This is a genomic window from Pseudideonella sakaiensis (assembly GCF_048320135.1).
Classification (GTDB): domain Bacteria; phylum Pseudomonadota; class Gammaproteobacteria; order Burkholderiales; family Burkholderiaceae_C; genus Ideonella_A; species Ideonella_A sakaiensis_A.
Genome location: NZ_CP182947.1, coordinates 3,344,982 through 3,367,797, shown reverse-complemented (window position 1 = coordinate 3,367,797; position 22,816 = coordinate 3,344,982). Strand labels below are relative to the sequence as shown.

Genomic DNA, 22,816 nt, shown 5'->3' with positions numbered 1-22,816 from the left:
AGTTCTGCAATGCCCCGCGACACCAGCCAATGGCGCTTCGAAACCAAGTCCGTGCATGCCGGCTACGAGCCCGAGCCGACCACCCACGCGGTTGCGGTTCCGCTGTACCAGACGGTTGCCTATGCGTTCGACAATGCGCAGCACGGCGCCGATCTGTTCGACCTGAAAGTCGCCGGCAACATCTACACCCGGATCATGAATCCGACCCAGGCGGTGCTCGAGGAGCGGGTGGCCGCACTCGAAGGCGGGATTGCCGCGCTGGCGCTGGCCTCCGGGCAGGCGGCAGTGACCTACGCGATCCAGACGATTGCCGAGGCCGGCGACAACATCGTCTCGAGCAGCGCGCTGTATGGCGGCACCTACAACCTGTTTGCGCACACGCTGCCGCAGTACGGCATCGAGACCCGGTTCGGCGACTACCGCGATGCCGCCAGCTTCGAGCCGCTGATCGACGACCGCACCAAGGCGATCTTCGTCGAGTCGATCGGCAACCCGTCCGGCAACGTCACCGACATCGCGGCGATGGCCGAGGTCGCGCACCGGCACGGCATTCCGCTGATCGTCGACAACACCGTGCCCAGCCCCTACCTGTGCCGGCCGTTCGAGCACGGAGCCGACATCATCGTCCACTCGCTGACCAAATACCTCGGCGGCCACGGCACCAGCATCGGCGGCGCGATCGTCGATTCCGGCAAATTCCCGTGGGCCGACCACAAGGCGCGTTTCAAGCGCTTGAACGAGCCCGATGTCAGCTACCACGGCGTCGTCTACACCGAGGCGCTCGGTGCGGCCGCCTACATCGGCCGCGCGCGCGTCGTCCCGCTGCGCAACATGGGTGCGGCGATCTCGCCGTTCAACGCCTGGCAGATCCTGCAGGGCGTCGAGACGCTGGCGCTGCGGATGGACCGCATCTGCAGCAATGCGCTCGAGGTGGCCCGCCATCTGCAAAACCATGCGAAGGTGGAATGGGTCAACTATGCCGGCCTGGAAGACCACGCCGACCATGCGCTGGTGCGCTCGATGATGGGTGGCCGGGCGTCGGGCCTGCTGACCTTCGGCGTGAAGGGCGGGCGCGCCGGCGGCGAACGTTTTCTCGACGCATTGCAGCTGTTCACCCGGCTCGTCAACATCGGCGACGTCAAGTCGCTGGCAACCCATCCGGCATCGACGACGCACCGCCAGTTGTCACCGGATGAACTGGCGACTTCCGGCGTCACCGAGGAGACGGTGCGGCTGTGCGTCGGCATCGAACATGTCGACGACCTGAAGGCCGACCTCGATCAGGCGTTGGCTGCCGCCTGACCGCTGCCGCCGGTTTCCGTCGTCGGCTCGACGGCGGCGGCGATCGCCCTGGCCAGCACGGCCCGGTCGATCGGTTTGGTCACATGCTCGATCATTCCGGCGGCCAGATAGGCGGCGCGCTGCTCAGGCAGCACGTTCGCCGACACCGCGACGATCGGCACCATACCGGCCTCGCCGGGCAATTGCCGGATCGCGCGGGTCGCCGATACGCCGTCCATCTGCGGCATCTGGATATCCATCAGCACCAGGTCGAAGCGTGTCTGCCGGACTTTCTGCACCGCTTCCCAGCCATCGGCAGCGACGTCGACCTGGTGGCCCATCTGCTGCAGCATCGCGGCGATCAGCATCTGGTTGACGCCGTTGTCCTCGGCGACCAGGATGCGCAGCGCCCGCCCTGGCGACGGCGAAACATCGTCGGCGCCGCGACCTGACGACTCCGCCTGGTCGGCGACCGGCATCGGCACTGCGATGCCGATCTCGGTGCCGATGCCGATGCGGCTGTCGATGCTGATCCGCCCGCCCATCAACTCGATCAGCTCGCGGCAGATCGCGAGGCCAAGGCCGCTGCCGCCGAAACGTCGCGAGGTGCTGCTGTCGGCCTGCGTGAAGCGGTCGAACAGCGTCGGCAACACATCGGCGGCGATGCCGATGCCGCTGTCGCAGATGCGGACATTCCACTCGACGCGGCCGCCGTCGAGTGGCCGATGCGTCGCGCTGATGACCACCTGGCCCCGCTCGGTGAACTTGACCGCATTGCCGACCAGGTTGAACAACACCTGGCGCAGCCGCGCGGCGTCGCCGACCAGACGCCGGTGCAGCGCTGCATCGTGTTCGACCTTCAGCACGATGCCTTTGGCATCTGCCCGTGCCGCCAGCGGAGCGGCCACTTCGTCGATCAGCGCAGCGGGATCGAACGGCGCCGACTCGAGGCTGACCCGGCCCGCCTCCAGACGCGACATGTCGAGGATGTCGTTGATGATGTTCAGCAGCGTCTCGCCGGAGCTGCGGATCGTCTCGGCATACAGGCGTTGCTTCGCATCGAGCGGCGTATGCAGCAGCAGGCTGTTCATTCCGAGCACGCCGTTCAGCGGTGTGCGGATTTCGTGGCTCATCGTCGCCAGGAACCGCGTCTTCGCCTCGTTGGCCGCCTCGGCATTGCGCATCGCCAGTTCGAGCTCGCGTGCCGCCGCGCGCGATTCGGTGACGTCGCGGTAGATCGCGACGATGCCGCCAGTCGCGGTGCGCCGCTCGACGACGCCGATCACCGTACCGCCGGGCAGGCGCTGCTCGACCTCGCGACCTGGGGCGGCCTTGTGCTGCGCGACGCGGTCGGCAATCCAGGCATCGCGGCGCTGCTCGTCCTCGCCGGCAATCATCGTCGCCGCGGCGACCTCGGCAACCTCCTCGACACTGGCTCCGACGGCAATCACGCCGCGCAGGTGCGGAAACATCGTCAGGTAACGCTCGTTCCAGGCGATCACGCGATCGTCGGCATTCCACAGCAGAAAGCCCTCGTCCATCGACGCCAGCGCCTCCTCGAGCACGAAATGCGCATTCGCCGATTCGGCGGTCAGCGCCTTCAGCCGCTGCAGATAGGCCTGGCTGAGCACGCCGAGCGTGATCGCCAGCAGGATGAACAAGGTGCCGATCGTCAGCGTCGTCAGCCGCGGTTCGCGCATTGGCGCCATCGCGGCCGCGCGAGAGATCGCCGCGGTCACGTGGACGGACCCGTAGACGGTGGATCGCGCAGCCGCATAGGCCGGCTCACCGGCCAGGCGGCCGGTGGTCAGCTTCGCGCGCGCCGGATCGGCATTTGCGGCGGACGCAAGCGGCAGCTTGCGGCCAAGCAGCGAATCGTTGGCGGGCACGCTGGCGAGCAGCACGCCATCGTCGTTCTCCATCGCGATCGTCATGCCGTCGATCTCGACCGCAGGCGCCAGGATCGTCGTCAGGACGGATACCGGCACCGTCGCGACGGCGATCCGTCGTTCGCCGCCTGCAAAATCCAGCGGACGCGCGAAATGCAGCACCCTTTCGCCGGTGCTGAAATCGGTGGCCGGCCGGCTGATCGCCAGTTTCGGCGCCAGTTGCGCCTCGACCGCGTCGAAAAATTCGGATGGCAGCGACAAGCCGAGCCGCATCGTCGATTGCTCGGCGGCCGCCAGCACGTTGCGCTGGCTGTCGAGGATCGTCAGGTTGTGGACGAGCAGACGCTGGTCGATCAGCGCACGCAGGATGGCCGGCGCGCGCGAGGCATCGACGGTACCTCGCTCGTCGACAAACAGCCCGGGCATCGTTGCCAGCCCGGCCAGCGTCAGATCAAAGGCGATGAAGTTGCGGTTCAGCGCCGATTCGGCGGCACGGGCCAGGCTTGCGGCCTGCTGGCGCGCGGCAAGTTCGGCCTCGCGCGTGAGCTGCTGGATCAGCAGCGTGCCGACGCCGATCACGCACAGGCAGAAGATGCCGACGATCAGCCAGATCACACGCGAGGCGCGGAACATTCGGCTCATGGCGGCGTGGTCTTCGCCTCGATGCCGGTGACCGGCTTCAACGTGTTGTTCCAGACCACCGCGCACTGCGGCCCGCAGCGCTGCACCCAGCGCGGCAGCACCGTCGAGACGAAGATCTCGCGCCAGCGGGCAACATCGGCCGGCGTCTCGTCGACCACCACCATCCGCCCCTTGCGGCCGTTGACGCAGGCCGGGCTGCCGCTGTTGCAGGCAAGCCCCTCGCCGGTTTCGCGCTGCGCATCGGCCCAGATCGACAGTTCGAGCATCCGCAGCTGCCGCCGCAGCAAGGCCTGCAGATCGGGCGGCAATGCGGCGAAACTGGCGGCATTGGCGCCGAAGATCGCCAGCCCCCAATTCGCCGCCATCGTGTGGACATGGCTCGTCACCTCGTGCAGGCCGATCGTATTGCCCGACATCGTGCCGGTGATCGCGCATTCGATGTCGCCGCTGCGCAGCTTCGGCACGATGTCGGCGAATGCGGTCTGCACCGGCACCGCACCGATCGCCTCGACCAGATCCGACTGCGCGGGATTCGAACTGCGGATGCGCCGGCCCGCCAGATCGGCCAGGTTGGCAAACGGCTTGTTGCAGAACGTGACCTGCGCCGGATAGACGTAGACCGCGAGCATCTCGACGCCCCACCGCTCGCGCAGCCGCTGCTCGAGATGGGGCCGGAACGCAGCCACGTGTTTTCGCAGCACCGACATGTCCGGGTTCAGTCCGGGCAGGTCGGCGGCACCGAGTTCCGGATCCTGGGTCGCGACCAGCGGCAGCAAGGCGGTGCCGAACGGTACCGCGCCGATCTGCAGCAGCCTCAGCATCTCGTGGCCGCTCAGGCCGACCTGGTCGAATGGAACGATCTCGGCGCTGAGCCGTCCTTCGCTGAGCCGCTGCAGCTCACGGGTCCAGAACGGCTGCTCGTGTCGCGTGTACTGGTTCAGCTTGCCGAGCCCGCCGACGACGCGCAGCCGCAGCGGCGTGCCTTGCGGCTCGGCGGCAAGCACCGGTCCGCTTGCCAGCAGGCAGACCGTCAAGCCCGCGAACAGGCGGGCGAGGATCCGGCAATGCAATGATTTCAACCATCTTCCCCCGAGCGGCGCAGCCCCATTCTTTCACACGTCGGCGCGGGGGCCGAGACCCGTAAACTTCGCCTTTTCGCCGCAACCTCCGCCCGGAGACTTCCGCACATGACCCGTGTTTTCAATTTCAGCGCCGGTCCGGCCGCCCTGCCGGAATCGGTGCTCGCTACGGCCGCGGCCGAAATGCTCGACTGGCATGGCTCCGGCATGTCGGTGATGGAGATGAGCCACCGCGGGAAGGAGTTCATCTCGATCGCCGATGAAGCGCAGGCGCTGTTGCGCGAACTGCTCGCGGTGCCGGCCAATTACAAGGTGTTGTTCCTGCAGGGCGGCGCGCTGGCGCAGAACGCGATCGTCCCGATGAACCTGCTGCGCGGCAACACCAAGGCCGACTATGTCGACACCGGCGAGTGGTCGAAGAAATCGATCAAGGAGGCGAAGAAATACGCCACCGTCAATGTCGCCGCGAGTGCGAAGGACAGCGGCTATACGACGATCCCGCCGCGCGACGAATGGCGGCTCGACCCGGACGCCGCCTATGTCCACATCTGCAGCAACGAGACGATCGGCGGCGTCGAATACCACTTCACGCCTGATGTCGGCGACGTGCCGCTGGTCGCCGACATGTCGAGCGACATCCTGTCGCGGCCGGTCGAGGTTGCCAGATACGGACTGATCTACGGCGGCGCGCAGAAAAACATCGGACCTGCCGGCCTGACGATCGTGATCGTTCGCGACGACCTGATCGGCCAGGCGCTGCCGACGACGCCATCGGCCTTCGACTACAAGACGGTCGCCGAAGCCGATTCGATGTTCAACACGCCGCCGACCTATGCGATCTACATCGCCGGCCTGGTCTTCAGATGGATCAAGGAGCAAGGCGGGCTGGAGGCGATGGCCACGCACAATGCGGCGAAGGCGGCACTGCTCTACGATCACCTCGATTCGTCGAGCTTTTTCACCTGCCCGGTTGCCAGGGACTGCCGTTCGTTGATGAACGTGCCGTTCCGCCTGAAGGACGAATCGCTCGACGAGACCTTCCTGAAAGGCGCGGCCGAGCGCGGCATGGTGCAGTTGAAGGGCCATCGTTCGGTCGGCGGCATCCGCGCGTCGATCTACAACGCGATGCCGATCGAAGGCGTGAAGACGCTGGTTGCCTACATGAAGGACTTCGAGGCCCAGCATGGCTGAGGCCGGCGCCCACCGCGCCGGCATCCTGGTGCTGAACCAGATCTCGGCGCTCGGGTTGTCGCGGCTGCCGGCCGATCGCTACCTCGTCGGCAAGGACGTCGGCGATCCGGTCGCGATCCTGGTCCGCTCGACCGACCTGCACGGCCTGACCATCGCGCCGAGCGTGCAGGCGATCGGCCGCGCCGGCGCCGGCACCAACAACATCCCGGTCGAGTCGATGAGCAAGCGCGGCGTACCGGTCTTCAACGCGCCGGGCGCGAATGCCAATGCCGTCAAGGAACTGGTGCTTGCCGGCATGCTGATGGCCGCGCGCAACCTCGCGCCGGCCTTGCAGTTCTCCGCCGCGCTCGACGTCGCGGCGCCGAATCTCGAGCAGCGCGTCGAGGATGGCAAGAAATCGTTTGCCGGTTTCGAGATCGCCGGCCAGACGCTGGGCATCATCGGCCTCGGCAAGGTCGGCTGCCTGATCGCCGATGCCGCGATCAAGCTCGGCCTCGACGTGCTGGGCTACGACCCGGAGATCACCGTCGACGCCGCCTGGAGCCTGCCGTCGCAGGTGCGGCGAGCCGGCAGCGTCAACGAGGTGCTGCGCGGCGCGCAATTCGTCACGCTGCATGTGCCGCTGCTCGACGCGACGCGCCATCTCGTCAACGACGGCAACATCGGCCTGATGCGGCCCGGCGCGGTGCTGCTCAATTTCAGCCGCGAAGGCGTCGTCAGCGACAGCGCGGTGCTCGAGGCGCTCGCCGCCGGCCGGCTCGGCCAATATGTCTGCGACTTTCCCGGCGCCGCGATCCATGGCCATCCGAAGGTGATCGCACTGCCTCATCTCGGTGCCAGCACACGCGAAGCGGAGGAAAACTGCGCGATCATGGTCGTCGACCAGCTGCGCGACTTCCTCGAGAACGGCAACGTCGCCAATGCGGTGAACTTCCCGACTGTCGCGATGCTGCGCGAAAGCCCGTGGCGGGTCGCGATCGCCAACGCGAACGTGCCGAACATGCTCGGGCAGATCTCGACGACGATGGCCGAGGCCGGGCTGAATATCCACAACATGGTCAACAAGTCGCGCGGCGAGATGGCCTATACGCTGGTCGACGTCGACAGCGCAGTTGGCGACGCGGTGATCGACCAGCTGAAGGCGATCGATGGGGTGTTGTCGGTGCGCTATCTGCCGGGACAGGCCTGACGCGATGCGCCCGCTGCTGGCTGTATTGCTGTCGATCGGCATGCTCGCCGGTTGCGGAAAACCCGCCGATGCGCCGAAAGCGGCGAACGGCCGTTCGACCGCCGCCGACGCATCGCTGCTGATCGCACCCGAGGATCTGTTGACCGTCGAGGCCAGCCAGCTGGCCAATGGCCCGGTGATCACCGGTTCGGTGCAGCCTGGTCGGCGTGCTGACCTGCGCGCCGAGGTGCCGTCGGTCGTCACCGCGGTGCTGAAGGACAACGGCCAGCCGGTGCGTGCTGGCGAGTTGCTGATGCGGCTCGATGAAACCTCGCTGCGCGAAAACCTCAGATCGGCCGAGGCGGCGGCGCGCGCCGCCGAGCAGGCATTGACGCAGGCCGAGCGCCAGCTGCAGCGGCTGCGCACACTGCAGCAGCAGGGCATGGCGACCGCACAGGCGCTCGACGATGCCGGCATTCGCCGCAACAACGCCAGCAGCGACCTCGCGGCCGCGCGGTCACGGGTGGTGGCCGCCCGCCAGCAGTTGCAGAAGACGCGGATCGTCGCACCGTTCGACGGTGTCGTCAGCGAGCGCAAGGCGTCGGTCGGCGACACCGCGCAGGTCGGCAAGGAACTGGTCAAGGTGATCGACCCGGCCAGCATGCGTTTCGAAGGCCTGGTATCGGCGGATCGGCTCGACGAATTGAAGGTCGGCCAGTCGGTCGAATTCCGCATCAACGGTTTCGGCGACGGAATGTTCGACGGCACCGTGCTGCGCATCGACGCAGCGGTCAATCCGACGACGCGGCAGGTTGCGGTGACGGTCGCCTTCGACGAGCCGGCGAAGGCGCCGAATGTTGCCGGGCTGTTTGCCGAAGGCCGGGTCGCCGGCAGCGGCAATGCGGTGCCGACGGTGCCCGACAACGCGCTGGTGCGCAGCGGCGAGGCGGTGTCTGTCTGGCGGATCGACGGCCAGCGGCTGGTCCGCCAGCCGGTGCGGCTCGGCGAGCGCGACGCCCGCAGTGGCCTGTACCCGGTGCGCGATGGCCTGGCACCGGGCGACCGGATCCTCGCTCACCCGACCGGATCATTGGTTGACGGGCAGGCCGTCGAGTTGGCCGCTGCCGCGGCCGCTGTACCGGCCAGCGCGGCGAGTGCCGCCGGTCCGGCCCATACGCGCTGAGCGGCGACGGCAAGAGGCCGGCGATGTTTCTTTCCAACTTCAGCGTCAAGCGGCCGGTGCCGATGATCGTCATCATCATCGGCCTGATGGCGCTCGGCCTGCTGGCGTTGTCGAAGCTGCGCGTCAACCAGATTCCGGATGTCGAGCAGCCGGTGCTGACCGTCAACATCCCGTATCCGGGCGCATCGCCGGAGACCGTCGAACGCGAGGTCGTCAACCGCATCGAGAAAGCGCTGCAAGGCATCTCCGGCGTCGATCAGCTGAACGCCACGGCCAGCGAAGGCAATGCCTCGCTGGTGCTGCGCTTCAATTTCGACAAGAACCTGGTGATCGCCGCCGACGAGGTGCGCAATGCGATCGCCTCGGTGCGCTACAAGCTGCCGACCGAAATCCGCGAGCCGATCCTGCAGCGGCTCGACCCGGCCGCGCAGCCGATCATGCAGCTGGCGCTGTCGTCGACGACGCAGTCGCATGCCGCGATCTCGCGGCTCGCCGAAGACCAGCTGGCCGACCGCTTCCGCGGCATCGCCGGCGTCGCGACGGTCAATGTCAACGGCGCGCTGAAACGCGAGCTGTCGGTGCTGCTGCGCGCGCAGAAACTGCGCGAATACGAAGTCTCGGTGACCGAGGTGGTGGCGGCGCTGCGTGCGCAGAACACCACCGCGCCGGTCGGCAAGGTGCGCGGCGAATTCCAGGACCAGAGCATCCGGCTGGTCGGCCGGATCGAATCGCCCGAGCAGTTCGGCCAGATCGTCGTCAAGCGGCGCGGCAACGAGATGGTCCGGTTGTCGCAGGTCGCGCTGGTGCAGGACGGTTTTGCCGAGTTGTCCAGCGCCTCGATGCGCAACGGCTTTCCGAATGTCGGGCTGTCGATCACGCGCACCCGGGAGGCGAGCACGGTCAGCGTGGCCGACCGCATCCGCAAGATGGTCGACGAGGTCGCGCCAACGCTGCCGGCCGGCACCAGGCTCGAGATCACCCGCGACGGTGGCCGCGATGCGCAGAACAGCCTCGACAACGTGATCCATGCGCTGGTCTTCGGTGCCGGGCTGACGGTTTTCGTCGTCTACCTGTTTCTCAATTCGTGGCGCTCGACGCTGATCACCGCGCTGTCGTTGCCGACATCGGTGATCGCCGCCTTCATCGCGGTCTGGCTGGCCGGCTTCACGCTCAATTTCATGAGCCTGCTCGGCCTGTCGCTGGCGATCGGCGTGCTGATCGACGATGCGATCGTGGTTCGCGAAAACATCGTCCGGCACATGGAAAACGGTTCCGATCGGCGCAGCGCGGCACTGAACGGAACCGCCGAGATCGGCCTCGCGGTGGCGGCGACGACGTTTTCGATCGTCGCGGTATTCGTGCCGGTGGCCTTCATGCCCGGCGTCTCGGGCGAATGGTTCCGCCCGTTTGCGGTCACCGTCGTCGCGTCGGTGCTGGTCAGCCTGTTCATCAGCTTCACGCTCGACCCGATGCTGTCGGCCTACTGGGGCGATCCGCCGGGCCACCAGCAGGCGCCCCGGCATGGCGTCAGCCGCATGCTGCAGCGCTTCAACGAATGGTTCGACCACCAGGCGGATCGTTATGGCCGGCTGATCGCATGGGCGCTGCACCATCGGCGCTGGATGGCGCTGTTTGCGGTCGCCAGCCTGGTGGCCGCGGTCGTGCTGCAGGTCAAGTTCGGCGGCTCGAGTTTTCTGCCGGCGTCGGATTCCGGAACAATCGCGGTCGACATCCGCACGCCGCCGAGCAGCAGCCTCGACTATGCGCGGCTGAAGGTCGAAGCGGCGGCAGAGCTGGCGCGCACCCTGCCCGAGACGGTGGCGACCAACAGCAGCGTCAACACCGGCGGCGGCCGCATCTATGTCGACATCGGCAAAAGCGACCAGCGCGAGCGCTCGGCCTTCCAGATTGCCGCCGACCTGCGCCAGCTGACGGCCAGGCTGGTCGGCGCCGAATATGTCGTGCTCGAGGACCTGAACATGGGCGCGCAGAAGCCTGTGCAGATCCGCTTCACCGGCCCGGATTCGCGGCAGCTGCTGGCGATCACCAATGAATTCATGGCCAGGCTGCGCGAGGTGCCGGGCGCGGTCGATGTCGGGCTGTCGGAACAGGCACCGCAAGACGAGCTGAAGATCGAACTCGACCGCAGCCTGGCCAATTCACTCGGCATCTCGGCGGCCGACGCCGCGCAGGGCTTGCGGGTGGCGTTTGCCGGCGTCGAAGCCGGCGACTGGGTCGACCCGAGCGGCGAAACCCGCGATGTCGCAGTGCGGCTGCACCCGGACGACCGCGTAGCGGCCGCCAACATCGAGCGGCTGCCGATTGCGGTCGGTGGCAGCAACCAGATGGTGCCGCTCGAGCAGATCGCGACGATCACGATGGGCCGCGGGCCGTCGAAGATCCAGCATGCCAACGGCAAGCGGACGATTTCGGTGGCCGCCAACGCACAGGGCCGCTCTCCTGGCGAGGTGACCGCCGATGCACTGAAGATCGCCCGCTCGATGAACTACCCGCCGGGCTACGGCCTGGAACTGGCCGGTGCGTCGCGCGACCAGCAGGAGGTCTTCAAGGAAATGGCGATCGCGCTGTTTTCAGGCATCGGCCTGATGTACCTGATCCTGGTGATGCAGTTCGGCTCGTTTACCGCGCCGATGGCGGTGATGTTGTCGCTGCCGCTGTCGCTGATCGGCGTCGTGCTGGCGCTCTTGGCGACCGGCGGCACGATGAACCTGATGAGCCTGATCGGCGTGATCATGCTGATGGGGCTGGTCGCAAAAAATGCAATCCTGCTGCTCGATGCGGCCCGCGTCCGCGAGGCCGAAGGCATGGACCGCGAGGAGGCGCTGATGGCTGCCGGCCGCAAGCGGCTGCGGCCGATCCTGATGACCTCGTTTGCGCTGATCGCCGGCATGATGCCGGTGGCGATCGGCGTCGGTGAAGGCGGCGAGTTCTACCGCCCGATGGCGGTTGCGATCATCGGCGGCGTGATCACCAGCACGGTGCTGACGCTGCTGGTGATTCCGAGCTTCTACGACAGCATCGAAACCTCGCGTGACCGCGCAATCGCCAAATTCCATTGGCGCGCGACGCGGCAACCGGTATTCGTCGCGTTTGTCGCGACGCTGCTCGAAGCCTTGCTTGCGCTCGTCGGCCTGCGCATGCTGTGGCGGGCGCTGACACCTGCCGCGTGGCGCGCCGGCCGTGCGCCGGTCGGCGCGGCCTGACGCGACGGTGACGCCGAGGCGCCGGCGTCAGCGGCGCTGAAACGACAACAGCACCTCGCCGACGCGGACGCCGAATTTGCTCATCGTGGCCCGGTTCAGCACGACATCCTCGTCGACCTGGTACATCCAGTCGTCGAACTGCACCTCGTAGACCGTGCCGTCGACCGGCAATGCCAATGTGTAGCGCCAGTTGAACGCCGGGCCGGTCGAGCGGCCGACCGCCTGACCGACAACGTCGGCCGCGTTGCCGACCAGCGAGCCATCGGGCTGGATCTGCACCGTCCAGACACGCCGTTGCCGTTCGCCGTCGTCGTAGACGAAGCGCTCATCGAGGGTTCCGGTATTGCCCGCCCAGTTGGCCTGGATGTCGACGACGAAGCGACGCAGCACCTTGCCGCCGCGGTCACTGACCAGACCATGCGCCAGCACCCGGCCGCTGAAATAGCGCTTGAAATCAAAGACCGGGGTCTGCCCCGAATGATCAGCGAGCCGCGGTCCGGCACACGCAGACAGCAGCACCAGCGCGCTGAGCAGCGCAATCAGCAAGGTCCAGCGGCTCGCCATGCGCGGCAACAACAGTGTCTTCATGATGGACTTCCGAAATCGAGTGCGATGTGACAAGCGCCACGAAACGATAGGTCAGATTATATACCAATCAGTCACTTTTCGGTCGTTCAAGTATTGGATCTGTCCGAATTGGCGCAGAGGGGTTATTGTTGTGGCCCGACCTGACCGGAGAATGCCGATGGATCCCGTCGTCCACTTCGAGATGCCCTATCACGACCGCGACCGGGCGGCCGCGTTTTATGCCGCGACTTTTGGCTGGCAGACGCAGATGCTCGGCGAGGAGATGGGAAATTACCTGCTGCTGACGACCGCGCTCGACGATGCGCGGCCGGGCGCACCGGCCGGCGCGATCGACGGCGGCATGTTCCCGCACCGACCCGACATGCCGGGCCAGCATCCATCGGTGGTGATCGGTGTCGACGACATCGCCGCGGCAATGCGGCGTGTCGAGGCCGGCGGTGGCAAGGTATTGGGCGAGCCGATGCTGATTCCCGGCGTCGGTCGCTATGTGGCATTCACCGATACCGAGGGCAACCGGCTCAGCATGCTGGAGGCCCTGCCGCCGCCGACAGCCTGAGCGCGGTTGCGACCGTGCCGGTCGAACCGGCCGGCGCCGATTCGCTCGCTTCAGGCGGCGACGCGCTCGGCCGGCGTGCGCGTGGCCTGCAGGTCCGGCCTGCCCGCGCCCTGCTTCCAGTCGATCAGCATCAGCTCGAGTTGCGGCAGCGGCATCGGCCGGGCAACCAGATAACCCTGGATCTGCGCACAACCGGCCTGGCGCAGCACGTCGAGCTGGTCGACGTCCTCGACGCCTTCGGCAACCGTTCCCATGCCGAGCGAAGCAGCCATCTCGACAATCGAGCGCACCAGCGCGCGGGCATCGTCGCGCGCCATCATTTCGAGCACGAACGATCGGTCGATCTTCAGCACGTCGAACGGAAAACGCAGCAGGTAGGCGAGCGACGAGAAGCCGGTGCCGAAATCGTCGAGCGAGATCGCGACACCGAGTGCCCGCAGGCCGTGCAGGTTCGCCAATGCCACCGGCACCGCATCCATGAACAGCGACTCGGTGATCTCGATCTTCAAGCGCTGCGGGGCCAGCGCCGAGTGCTGCAACGCGCGGGCGACGAGGTCGACAAAATCTTCCTGCATCAGCTGCGCGGTCGACGCATTGACCGACACGCTGATCGAATCCGGCAGATTCGCCGCGCCGAGGCAGGCCTGCTCGAGCACCCAGGCGCCGATCGCATTGATCTGCCCCGACTCCTCGGCGACGGCAATGAAATCAGCCGGCGAGACATGGCCGAGCGTCGGATGCTGCCAGCGCAGCAGCACCTCGGCGCCGACGATCCGCCAACTGGCGATGTCGACCTGGGGTTGCCAGGCCAGCGACAGTTCATTGCGGTCGAGCGCACCACGCAGCTGCTGGGCAATCATCGTCCGCCGGCGGTGCCGCTCGCCGAGCACCGGCGTGAAGAGTTCGTAACGGCCACGGCCGCGTTCCTTCGCCTCGTACAGCGCGAGGTCGGCGTGGGTCAGCAGCTCGTCGAGCGTCGTGCCATGGTCGGGCGCGATCGCGATGCCGATGCTGACGCTCAGCGACACCAGGTGGTCGCCGTCCCGGAACGGCTGGCACAAGGCGCGCACGATGCGTCTGGCCATCGCATGCAGCTGCGGCGTGCCATCGGCGAGGTCGATCACGATCGCAAATTCGTCGCCGCCGACCCGTGCCGCCAGGTCGGCCTCGCGCAGGCTGCCGCGCAGCCGGTTGGCAACTTCGATCAGCACCGCATCGCCGACCGAATGGCCGAGCGCATCGTTGATCGCCTTGAAGAAGTCGACATCGAGGCAGATCAGTGCAAACGGCGTCGCCGCCTGCGGCATCACCTGCACATCCTCGACCGCGCGCTGCAGGTGCTCGCGCAGCTGCAGCCGGTTCGCCAGACCGGTCAGTGAATCCGAATGGGCCTGATGCTCCAGGCGCTCCTGCGCCAGATGGGCATCGGTGACATCGGCGATCACCCCGCGCCAGCCGACGATGCCGCCACCTTCGCCTTCGAGTGGCCGGGCGGTCAGCGACCACCAGCGCGGCCCGATCACCGTCTGCACCGGCACGATCAGGTCCTTGTAGGGCTTGCCGGCGGCAATCGTCGCGGCCAGCCGGTTGACGTGGGTCTCGGGCTGGTCGAAAGGCAGCTGCCGGACCATGATCTCGATCAGTCCGGTGCCCCGCATCTGTGCTTCGCTGCGGCCGAAGGCGCCGGCAAGGCGGGTCGAGACGCGGCTGAACCGGCCGTCGCAGCCGACCTCCCACAACAGATCGGCCGAATGCTCCTCGAAGTCGCGCAGCAGCAGTTCGACCAGCTGCCCCTGGCGCTCGGCCTCGCGTTCGGACACCAGCCGCGCGGTATGGATGCGCGCGCTGGTCAATACACACAGCCCGAGCAAGCAGCCGTAGACCAGCACCAGCACGACCATGTTCAGGTAGACGACGCCACCGGCGCGCAGCAGCGCGACGACCGATGCCAGCGTGATGATGCCGAGGTAGGCGGACGCCGCCTGCGGTACCGAGGCAAGCGCAAACGCGCCGCCGCACATCATGCCGACGACCAGCGTCGCCAGCAGCAGCTGCTGTTCGAGCGGAATCGACGCCAGCCAGGCGACCGCCGCGCCGCCCCACAGCAGGCCGAACAGGGTTGCGCCGCTGACCGCGCGCCGGATCGCCGCCGGCGATACCTCGGCTCGCGGATGCTGCAGATGATCCCACCAGTTGTGGATCGCCGACCCGCAGACCAGCAGCAGCATCGCCAGCCATGGCGCCAGTTCCCACATCGGCACCCGTTCGCGCAGCGAGGTGGCCAGCAGCACGCCGCCGGCCAGGTTGGCGAACATCATCAGCGGTGTCAGCCGGCCGATCGACTGCATGTGGCGTGCACGGATCGCCGCCGAATCCGGATCCGTCGCCCGGTAGACGTGGAAATCCTGGCGCCAGCGCGCGAGGAAACCCTGCCAACCCGGCGGAAGAGGAATACTGCTCATGGAAAGATCGCGCCCGGTCGGCCGCCCATCGGGTGGGCGCCAGAGAATGCTGATCTGCGGTATATCGGCACAATCGCCGCCTGCTTGACGGGGCCAGCACGGCGCAGCCGGCGGGCGGCCGACAGGCCGCGACAGCCTAGCCGCGAAGTGGCAACACCACGCCGATCGCGATGAAGATGCCGCCGCAGACCTGGTTGAAACGCCGCCCGACCCGGCGCAGCCACGGGCTGATGCGCGAGGCAAGGCTGGCGATGAAGGTCTCGGTCGCGATTTCGATCGCGGCAAAGGTCGTCGCCATCACGACGAACTGGAGCATCAGGCTGCGCGCCGGATCGATGAATTGCGGCAGAAACGCGGCAAAAAACAGCAGCGCCTTCGGATTGGTCAGCGCCGACAACGCGCCCTGGCGGAACATCGACCAGCCGGCCCGCGTTGCTCCCGCGTGCTCGACCGACAGTCCGATCGGCGGCGAGCGCCAGACCTGCACGCCGAGCCAGACCAGGTAGCCGGCGCCCAGCCACTTCAGCACCATCAGCCAGACCAGCGAGGTCTGCAGCAACGCGCCGATGCCGAACATCGACAATGCGATGATGACGACGAAGCCGACCGCACCGCCGGCGATCGTGTAGATCGCCTTGCGGCCGTGCAGCGCACCGTGGGTCAATGCAAGCAGCCCGTTCGGGCCGGGCGACAACGACAGCCCGGTGGCGGCCAGAAAATAAATCAGCCAGACCTGGAAATCCATCGCCGGATGCTGCCGAAATCGCTGCCGGCGGTCAATTGGCGCAGCCGACGATGCAAGATCGGCATCGCCCGGCCGACTTCATCCGAAGCGCTGCCGACCACGACAGGAGACGATTTGCCATGCCCAGCAACCGAATCGAATTTGCCGGCAGCCAAGGCCACCCGCTGGCCGGACGGCTCGACACGCCCGATGGCCCGGCGCGGGCCTGGGCGGTTTTTGCCCATTGCTTCACCTGCTCGAAGGACAGCAAGGCGGCCGCCTACATTGCCCGCGCGCTGGCCGAGGCCGGTTTCGGCGTGCTGCGTTTCGATTTCACCGGCCTCGGCGGCAGCGGCGGCGATTTCGGCAATACCGATTTCAGCTCGAATGTCGACGACCTGGTCGCCGCGGCCGACTGGTTGCGCAACGAACATGGCGCGCCGGCTCTGCTGGTCGGCCATTCGCTCGGCGGCGCCGCGGTGCTTGCGGCAGCTGACCGGATTTCCGATGCACTGGCGGTCGCGACGCTGGCTGCGCCCTTCGATCCGGCGCACGTGACGCATCTGTTCGGCGACGGGCTGGCCAGGATCGAAGCCGATGGCCGGGCCGAAGTGACCTTGGGCGGCCGCCCGTTCACGCTGAAACGCGAATTTCTCGACGACGTCGCCGGCCAGCCGCAGGCCGAGCGCATCCGCCGCCTGCGCCGGCCGCTGCTGTTGCTGCACGCGCCGGATGATTCGGTGGTTGGCATCGACAACGCACGGCGGATTTTCGAGCAGGCGCTGCATCCGAAATCCTTCGTTTCGCTCGATGGTGCGGATCACCTGCTGGCCCGCGAAACCGATGCCCGCTACGCCGCCGGCCTGATCGCCGCCTGGGCTGCCCGCTATCTGCCGGCTGCCGCCTCGCAGGCGCCAGCCGCAGCGGCGCCGGGCGATCAACAGGTGCGTGTCAGCGAGCGCGGCACCGGCCGCTTTGCCGTCAGCATCGAGGCCGGCAGGCACAGCCTGATCGGCGACGAACCGGCCTCGGTCGGAGGCGACGACCTCGGCCCGAGCCCCTACGACCTGCTGCTGGCTGCGCTCGGTGCCTGCACCGTGATGACGCTGCGCATGGTTGCGCAGCGCAAGCAGTGGCCGCTGGAAAATGCCCATGTGCTGCTGAACCACCAGAAGATCCACGCCAGCGACTGCGCCGATTGCGAAACCCGCAGCGGCAAGGTCGACCACATCGAACGGGTGATCGAACTGGTCGGGCCGCTCGACGACGCGCAGCGCGCGAGTCTGCTCGAGATCGCCGACAAATGCCCGGTGCATCGCAGCCTGCACTCAGAGGTGAAGGTCACGACGCGCGCACGCTGAACGCGACGTCGGCGCGCTTAACCGGCGTCGTCTCGCAGCGCCTTCGCGCTCGCCTTGCCCTGGTCGAATTCGGCACGGCGGCGGGCCAGCTCGTCGGCCGGCAGGCGGTCGACATTGCAATAGTCGAGTTTCCACGCCGGATCGGACGACCAGCGCAGCGGCGATTGCACTGTCGTGCGCGGTGCCGGCGCGGCCTCGAGCAGCCGCAGCGCGAGGCCGAGCGTGAAGTCCTGCGAGGCCCGGTCGTGCGGGCGGCCGGCTGCATTGCCGAGCGGGAAATCCGAGAACAGCAGGCGCGGCACGCCGACATGTTCGACGATGTCCTTCGCGCAGCCCATCACGACGGTTGCGATCCCGGCGGCTTCGAGTTGCGATGCCACCAGCGCAACCGTCTGGTGGCAGACCGGGCAGTTCGGCACCAGCACGGCCGCATCGACGCGATCGGCCTGGCAAGCGGCAACGATTGCAGGTGCATCGACATCGCTCGTGCGCCGCTGGCTGCGGTTGGTCGGTGCACCGTAGATCCTCGGCCCGAGCTCGCCGATCAGGCCGGCTGCAGTGGCGCGGCGCAAAGCCTGCAGCGGCAACCAGCTGCCCGGATCGTCGGCCCGGGTGTGCTGGCGATCGATCGCCACGTGCGAGATCCTCAGGTCGTGGTCGTCCGAGCTGTCGATCGCATAGACGCTGTAGAACTTGGCGTCGGCGTTGTACGGCGCGCCCGGGCCCTGGTCGCCGGCGTCGGGCTTGTAGGGCGCGGCGGTCGTCACCAATCCGACACGGCATTCGGCAAGTCGCCTGGCCAGCGGTGCAAACGGCAGCTCGAGCTGGTGCGCCCAGCGGTAAGGCGCGCCGTAGCCGAGTGCCTGGTAATAGGCGCGAACCCGTTGCATATAGGGCACCGGCACATCGAAATCGGCCGCGGCGCTGAACTCTTGCAGTTGTTTCATGCTCTACACGATCTACGCTGTTCAGCCGACGAGGCCGAACCGGCGCCGCATGCGCGGCCCATGGTCCCCGCGCTCGTGCGCTGATGCTTGGTGTTCATCGGCAACCCGCTATGCTGTATTGGTCCGCGGCACGCTGCCGCGGATCCCACTCTAACAACGAGGAGAGCGCCTTGGCAGAGCCACACGATCCCATGGCCCCAGCGGGGAAGGTCACTCCGATCGATACCGACTACAAGATCGGCCAGGACAACATCGTCGTCAACCTCGGGCCGTTCGGGCTCGATATCCACAACCGCGTGTTTGCGGTGTCCGCACTGTCGGTGATTGCCTTCGTGCTGCTGACGCTGATGTTCCAGACCCAGGCCGAGCCGATCTTCACTGCGCTGCGCGGCTGGCTGACGTCGAACCTCGACTGGTTCTTCATCATCTCCGGCAACGTCTTCGTCATCGTCTGCATCGGCCTGGCGATATCCCCGCTCGGCAAGGTGCGGCTCGGCGGCACGCTGGCGAAGCCCGACTACGGTTATCTCGGCTGGTTCTCGATGCTGTTCGCCGCAGGCATGGGCATCGGCCTGATGTTCTACGGCGTGTCCGAACCGCTGTCGCACTTCTCGAGTTCGATGGGCGGCGTCACCAGCGAAGCCGGAGTGCGCACCGACTGGGCACCGCTCGGCGCGGCCGCCGGCGATCCGGAAGCTGCGCGGCGACTGGCGATGGCGGCGACGATTTTCCACTGGGGCCTGCACCCATGGGCGATCTACGCGATCCTCGCGCTCGGGCTGGCGCTGTTCTCGTTCAACAAGGGGCTGCCGCTGACGATGCGCTCGGTGTTCTACCCGCTGCTCGGCGAGCGGATCTGGGGCTGGCCCGGCCACGTCGTCGACATCCTCGCAGTGCTCGCGACGATGTTCGGCCTGGCGACTTCGCTCGGCCTCGGCGCTTCGCAGGCGGCAGCCGGGCTGAACTACCTGTTCGGCGTCGAACTCGGCAACACGACGCAGATCGTGCTGGTGATCGGCATCACCGCGATCGCGCTGATCTCGGTGCTGGCCGGCCTCGACGCCGGCGTCAAGCGGCTGTCCGAGATCAACATGGTGCTGGCGATCCTGCTGCTGCTGTTCGTCATCGTTGTCGGTCCGACGCTGGCGATCGCCACCGGTTTCTTCGCCAACCTCGGCGCCTATGCGCAATATCTGCCGGGCCTGGCCAATCCATTCGGCCGCGAGGACGCCAACTTCTCGCAGGGCTGGACCGCCTTCTACTGGGCCTGGTGGATTTCCTGGTCGCCGTTCGTCGGCATGTTCATCGCCCGCGTCTCGCGCGGCCGCACGGTGCGCGAATTCATCATCTCGGTGCTGATCGTCCCATCACTCGCCTGTGTGTTGTGGATGACGGTATTCGGTGGTACCGCGATCTCCCAGATCGTCAACGATGGCTACCAGGCGGTTGCCGACGCCAAGCTGCCGCTGCAGATCTTTCTGATGCTCGATCCGCTGCCGCTGGCGCAAATCACATCGTTCATCGCGATCGTGCTGGTGGTGGTGTTCTTCGTCACCTCGTCGGACTCCGGTTCGCTGGTCATCGACGTCATCGCGGCCGGTGGCAAGATCGATGCGCCGACACCGCAACGCGTCTTCTGGTGCGTATTCGAAGGGCTGGTCGCGATTGCGCTGATCCTTGGTGGCGGGCTGGTCGCGCTGCAGGCGATGGCGGTATCCACCGGCTTTCCATTCACGATCGTGCTGCTGGTTGCGACGATCGCGGTGGTCAAGGGCTTGATGTCGGAACCACGCAGCCACTGACCGACAAACGGCGGCCGACGCATGCAGGACGAACAGATCGAGGTCCTCGAATTCCTGCGGCGTTATCCGCCGTTCGACGGCTTGCCCGAGGAGGCGCTGGAGAAAGTTGCGCGCTCGGTCGATGTGCGCTATTTCAAGGCCGGCACGCCGATCGTCGAATTCGGCCAGCAGGCTGAATACTGGCATGTCGTTCGCAGTGGCGCGGTCGAGGTGTTCCGCCGCGACGGCAGCCTCTACAACCGCCTGACCGAAGGCGGCTATTTCGGCGAGGCGGGGCTGCTGCAGCAGCGCAAGCGGGTGCGCTTCCCGGTCACCGCGATCGAAGACACCCTGCTGTACCTGATTCCGGAAACGGTCTTCACCGACCTGTTCGAAAACAACGAAGGCTTTGCCGACCTGGTCGAAGTCGAGGACAGGACGCGGCTGCGCCAGGTGGTGTCGCGGCGCGAGGAGTCGAACCAGCTGTTGTCGGCGACCGTCGATCATCTGCTCGGCCGCGAGCTGGTGACGCTGGATGCTTCGGCGACTGCACTCGATGCGGCTCGACTGATGGCCGAACAGCGTGTTTCATCGCTGCTGATCGTCGATCCGGCAGTCACCACCGGCAATGGCGCAACGGCAAGCGGCGGGCTGGTCGGCATCGTCACCGATCGCGACATCCGCAACCGGCTGGTTGCCGAAGGGCTTTCCTATGACACGCCGGTCAGCCGCATCATGTCGGCCGACCTGGTGACGATCGAACACAACCAGCTGGTCTTCGAAGCGATGCTGCAGATGCTGCGTCGCAACGTTCACCACCTGCCGGTGCTGCGCCGCCAGCAGCCGATCGGCGTCGTTGCCTTGTCCGACGTGCTGCACTACGAATCGCGCAGCAGCCTGTTTGTCGTCAGCAGCATCTTCAGGCAAACGAACGTCGACGAACTGGCTGCGTTGACGAGCGATGTGCGTGCGAGCTTTCTGCGCATGGTCCAGGAAGACGCCAGCTCGCGGATGATCGGCAGCTCGATGGCGGTGATCGGCCGCAGCTTCAAGCAACGGCTGCTCGAGCTCGGCGAGGCCGAGTTCGGACCCCCACCGGTGCCGTACTGCTTTCTGGCGCTCGGTTCGATGGCCAGGCACGAGCAGCTGGTCGTGACCGATCAGGACAATGCGATGGTGCTCGACAACCGCTTCGATCCGGCGCTCCATGACGACTATTTCAGCCGGCTGGCGAGTTTCGTCAGCGACGGTCTGGCGCGCTGCGGCTACAGCTATTGCACCGGCGGCGTGATGGCGACCAATTCGCAGTGGCGCCAGCCGCTGCGCGTCTGGGAAGCGCAGTTCAGCCGCTGGATCGAGCAGCCGACCGCGCAATCGCTGCTCGACAGCAACATCTTCTTCGACATCGATGGCGTCTGGGGGCGCGTCGAATGGGCGGAGCGGCTGCGCGCACTGATTGCGCAGAAGGCCAAGGGCCAGTCCCGATTTCTGGCGTCGATGGCGCGCAATGCGCTGCTGCGCACCCCGCCGATCGGCTTTTTCAAGGATTTTGTCGTCGAGGCCGACGGTCGGCACAGCCAGGCGATCAACCTGAAGCGGCGCGGCACTGCGCCGATGACCGACCTGATCCGCATTCATGCGCTGTCGATCGGATCGCAGTCGCTCAATTCCTTCGAGCGATTGCAGGACGTGATCGCGGCCAATGTGTTGCCGCCGGGCCGCGGCCAGGATCTGCACGACACCCTCGAATTCATCTCGACGGTGCGCATCCGCAACCAGGCCGACGACCTGGCCGCCGGCCTCGAGCCCGGCAACAGCATCGAGCCGGACAAATTGTCCGCCTTCGAGCGCAAGAACCTGCGGGATGCCTTCATGATCCTTGCCGAAGCGCAGACCTTCCTGAAATTCCGTTACCAGCCGGGCCGGGCTGTCTGACGCCGCGATGCTGCATGCCGGACTGCTCCGCCAGGATTCGAATCGGCCGAACGATCGAGGCACGGCACCGAACTGGCCGGAGCGATTTGCTGCGCTGGCAACAAGCGCGAAGGACAGCCGGCTGCGCGACTATTACGCCGCAGGCGCGCCGCCGGCGACGACACCATTGAACGCAGCGCCGCTGCTGGCGATGGACATCGAGACGACCGGCCTCGATCCGGTGCGCGACGGCATCGTCAGCATCGGGCTGGTGCCGATGGACCTGCAGCGCATCCGCGCCAGCCTGTCGCGGCAATGGATCCTGAAGCCGCGGGTCGCGCTCGGCGCCGAATCGGTGACGATCCACGGCATCACCGACTCGCAGGTGCAGCAGGCGCCGGACCTGAACGACATTCTCGGTGAACTGCTCGAGGCGATGGCCGGCCAGGTGATGATCGTGCATTGCCGAGACATCGAGCGCCAGTTTCTCGACCAGGCCTTGCGCAGCCGGATCAACGAGGGCATCGAGTTTCCGGTCATCGACACGATGGAACTTGAGGCGAGGCTGCACCGCCGCCAACGCATCCGCCTGCTCGACCGGTTGCGTGGGCGCCGGCCACCGCGGGTCTCGATCCGCCTGGCCGACAGCCGGCGCCGCTACGGGCTGCCGCGTTACCGGCCGCACCATGCGCCGACCGACGCGCTGGCATCGGCCGAATTGCTGCAGGCGCAGGTTGCGCACCGCTTCGGTTCCGATGTGCCGCTCGGCGAGTTGTGGAATTGATGCTGCCGCGCACAGGCTGCATCGCATTTGACGGAGCGTGCT

General features: G+C 66.8%; 16 protein-coding genes. 10 read left to right on the top strand and 6 right to left on the bottom strand.

Annotated features, from left to right (window positions below; all coding sequences use genetic code 11):
* Positions 1–9: 9 nt before the first annotated feature.
* Positions 10–1,302 (top strand): O-acetylhomoserine aminocarboxypropyltransferase/cysteine synthase family protein, encoded by a 1,293-nt coding sequence (locus tag ACNH6H_RS15240; protein WP_418318828.1) that lies wholly within the window; start codon positions 10–12, stop codon positions 1,300–1,302.
* Here the strand turns inward: ACNH6H_RS15240 and ACNH6H_RS15235 are convergent.
* The gene (locus tag ACNH6H_RS15235) at positions 1,281–3,812 is read right to left on the bottom strand and encodes an ATP-binding protein (RefSeq protein ID WP_418318826.1); all 2,532 of its coding nucleotides are present in this window, start codon (positions 3,810–3,812) and stop codon (positions 1,281–1,283) included. The genes ACNH6H_RS15240 and ACNH6H_RS15235 overlap by 22 nt on opposite strands.
* Positions 3,809–4,891, bottom strand: coding sequence for a TRAP transporter substrate-binding protein (locus ACNH6H_RS15230; protein ID WP_418318825.1), 1,083 nt, complete (start codon positions 4,889–4,891; stop codon positions 3,809–3,811). The genes ACNH6H_RS15235 and ACNH6H_RS15230 overlap by 4 nt, the downstream gene beginning before the upstream one ends.
* 108 nt (positions 4,892–4,999) lie before the next feature.
* On the opposite strand from ACNH6H_RS15230, the gene serC reads away from it, so the two are divergent.
* From serC to ACNH6H_RS15210, 4 genes are read left to right on the top strand one after another with little or no spacing between them, the layout of a single operon-like run.
* Complete coding sequence (serC, locus tag ACNH6H_RS15225) at positions 5,000–6,082, top strand: 3-phosphoserine/phosphohydroxythreonine transaminase (protein ID WP_418318823.1); 1,083 nt, start codon at positions 5,000–5,002, stop codon at positions 6,080–6,082.
* A complete protein-coding gene (locus ACNH6H_RS15220; RefSeq protein ID WP_418318822.1) occupies positions 6,075–7,271 on the top strand; it encodes a phosphoglycerate dehydrogenase in 1,197 nt (398 codons plus the stop codon). Before serC ends, ACNH6H_RS15220 begins: the two co-directional genes overlap by 8 nt.
* Positions 7,272–7,275: 4 nt before the next feature.
* Positions 7,276–8,433 carry an efflux RND transporter periplasmic adaptor subunit gene (locus tag ACNH6H_RS15215; RefSeq protein ID WP_418318821.1) on the top strand — a complete coding sequence of 386 codons (1,158 nt, stop codon included), beginning with the start codon at positions 7,276–7,278 and terminating at the stop codon, positions 8,431–8,433.
* A gap of 23 nt (positions 8,434–8,456) precedes the next feature.
* The gene (locus tag ACNH6H_RS15210) at positions 8,457–11,657 is read left to right on the top strand and encodes an efflux RND transporter permease subunit (RefSeq protein WP_418318820.1); all 3,201 of its coding nucleotides are present in this window, start codon (positions 8,457–8,459) and stop codon (positions 11,655–11,657) included.
* 27 nt (positions 11,658–11,684) lie between these two features.
* Here the strand turns inward: ACNH6H_RS15210 and ACNH6H_RS15205 are convergent, their stop codons facing one another.
* On the bottom strand, positions 11,685–12,245 hold the full coding sequence (locus ACNH6H_RS15205) for a DUF3833 domain-containing protein (protein ID WP_418318818.1): 561 nt from the start codon (positions 12,243–12,245) through the stop codon (positions 11,685–11,687).
* A 157-nt stretch (positions 12,246–12,402) separates the two neighbouring features.
* Here ACNH6H_RS15205 and ACNH6H_RS15200 point away from each other — a divergent pair, with 157 nt between their 5' ends.
* Positions 12,403–12,801, top strand: a complete 399-nt coding sequence (locus tag ACNH6H_RS15200; RefSeq protein ID WP_418318816.1) for a VOC family protein — start codon at positions 12,403–12,405, stop codon at positions 12,799–12,801.
* A gap of 50 nt (positions 12,802–12,851) precedes the next feature.
* Here ACNH6H_RS15200 and ACNH6H_RS15195 read toward each other — a convergent pair whose 3' ends face one another.
* Together ACNH6H_RS15195 and ACNH6H_RS15190 are read right to left on the bottom strand one after the other, a co-directional pair.
* Positions 12,852–15,263, bottom strand: a complete 2,412-nt coding sequence (locus tag ACNH6H_RS15195; RefSeq protein ID WP_418318814.1) for a putative bifunctional diguanylate cyclase/phosphodiesterase — start codon at positions 15,261–15,263, stop codon at positions 12,852–12,854.
* Positions 15,264–15,399: 136 nt separating this feature from the next.
* Positions 15,400–16,008, bottom strand: coding sequence for a LysE family translocator (locus tag ACNH6H_RS15190; RefSeq protein WP_418318812.1), 609 nt, complete (start codon positions 16,006–16,008; stop codon positions 15,400–15,402).
* A gap of 119 nt (positions 16,009–16,127) precedes the next feature.
* On the opposite strand from ACNH6H_RS15190, the gene ACNH6H_RS15185 reads away from it, so the two are divergent.
* Entirely contained in the window at positions 16,128–17,348 is a 1,221-nt protein-coding gene (locus ACNH6H_RS15185) for an alpha/beta fold hydrolase (protein ID WP_418318811.1), read from the top strand.
* A gap of 17 nt (positions 17,349–17,365) precedes the next feature.
* On the opposite strand, the gene ACNH6H_RS15180 is transcribed toward ACNH6H_RS15185, so the two are convergent.
* Positions 17,366–18,295: a reductase gene (locus ACNH6H_RS15180; protein WP_418318809.1), complete on the bottom strand. Its 930-nt coding sequence runs from the start codon at positions 18,293–18,295 to the stop codon at positions 17,366–17,368.
* 191 nt (positions 18,296–18,486) lie between these two features.
* Here ACNH6H_RS15180 and ACNH6H_RS15175 point away from each other — a divergent pair, with 191 nt between their 5' ends.
* Genes ACNH6H_RS15175 through ACNH6H_RS15165 form a run of 3 tightly spaced genes read left to right on the top strand, consistent with a single transcriptional unit; the run spans position 18,487 to position 22,774 of the window.
* The gene (locus ACNH6H_RS15175) at positions 18,487–20,097 is read left to right on the top strand and encodes a BCCT family transporter (protein ID WP_418318808.1); all 1,611 of its coding nucleotides are present in this window, start codon (positions 18,487–18,489) and stop codon (positions 20,095–20,097) included.
* 21 nt (positions 20,098–20,118) lie between these two features.
* Complete coding sequence (locus ACNH6H_RS15170; protein WP_418318807.1) at positions 20,119–22,011, top strand: DUF294 nucleotidyltransferase-like domain-containing protein; 1,893 nt, start codon at positions 20,119–20,121, stop codon at positions 22,009–22,011.
* Positions 22,012–22,018: 7 nt separating this feature from the next.
* Complete coding sequence (locus ACNH6H_RS15165) at positions 22,019–22,774, top strand: 3'-5' exonuclease (protein ID WP_418318805.1); 756 nt, start codon at positions 22,019–22,021, stop codon at positions 22,772–22,774.
* Positions 22,775–22,816: the final 42 nt, after the last annotated feature.

Excerpts from the sequence above, each read along its gene's own strand:
- ACNH6H_RS15240 (WP_418318828.1), top strand. The coding sequence starts at position 10 with ATGCCCCGCGACACCAGCCAATGGCGCTTCGAAACCAAGTCCGTGCAT.
- ACNH6H_RS15190 (WP_418318812.1), bottom strand. The coding sequence starts at position 16,008 with ATGGATTTCCAGGTCTGGCTGATTTATTTTCTGGCCGCCACCGGGCTG.
- ACNH6H_RS15180 (WP_418318809.1), bottom strand. The coding sequence starts at position 18,295 with ATGAAACAACTGCAAGAGTTCAGCGCCGCGGCCGATTTCGATGTGCCG.
- ACNH6H_RS15235 (WP_418318826.1), bottom strand. The coding sequence starts at position 3,812 with ATGAGCCGAATGTTCCGCGCCTCGCGTGTGATCTGGCTGATCGTCGGC.
- ACNH6H_RS15220 (WP_418318822.1), top strand. The coding sequence starts at position 6,075 with ATGGCTGAGGCCGGCGCCCACCGCGCCGGCATCCTGGTGCTGAACCAG.
- ACNH6H_RS15170 (WP_418318807.1), top strand. The coding sequence starts at position 20,119 with ATGCAGGACGAACAGATCGAGGTCCTCGAATTCCTGCGGCGTTATCCG.
- ACNH6H_RS15215 (WP_418318821.1), top strand. The coding sequence starts at position 7,276 with ATGCGCCCGCTGCTGGCTGTATTGCTGTCGATCGGCATGCTCGCCGGT.
- ACNH6H_RS15185 (WP_418318811.1), top strand. The coding sequence starts at position 16,128 with ATGCCCAGCAACCGAATCGAATTTGCCGGCAGCCAAGGCCACCCGCTG.
- ACNH6H_RS15205 (WP_418318818.1), bottom strand. The coding sequence starts at position 12,245 with ATGAAGACACTGTTGTTGCCGCGCATGGCGAGCCGCTGGACCTTGCTG.
- ACNH6H_RS15175 (WP_418318808.1), top strand. The coding sequence starts at position 18,487 with ATGGCCCCAGCGGGGAAGGTCACTCCGATCGATACCGACTACAAGATC.
- serC (WP_418318823.1), top strand. The coding sequence starts at position 5,000 with ATGACCCGTGTTTTCAATTTCAGCGCCGGTCCGGCCGCCCTGCCGGAA.
- ACNH6H_RS15210 (WP_418318820.1), top strand. The coding sequence starts at position 8,457 with ATGTTTCTTTCCAACTTCAGCGTCAAGCGGCCGGTGCCGATGATCGTC.
- ACNH6H_RS15195 (WP_418318814.1), bottom strand. The coding sequence starts at position 15,263 with ATGAGCAGTATTCCTCTTCCGCCGGGTTGGCAGGGTTTCCTCGCGCGC.
- ACNH6H_RS15200 (WP_418318816.1), top strand. The coding sequence starts at position 12,403 with ATGGATCCCGTCGTCCACTTCGAGATGCCCTATCACGACCGCGACCGG.
- ACNH6H_RS15165 (WP_418318805.1), top strand. The coding sequence starts at position 22,019 with ATGCTGCATGCCGGACTGCTCCGCCAGGATTCGAATCGGCCGAACGAT.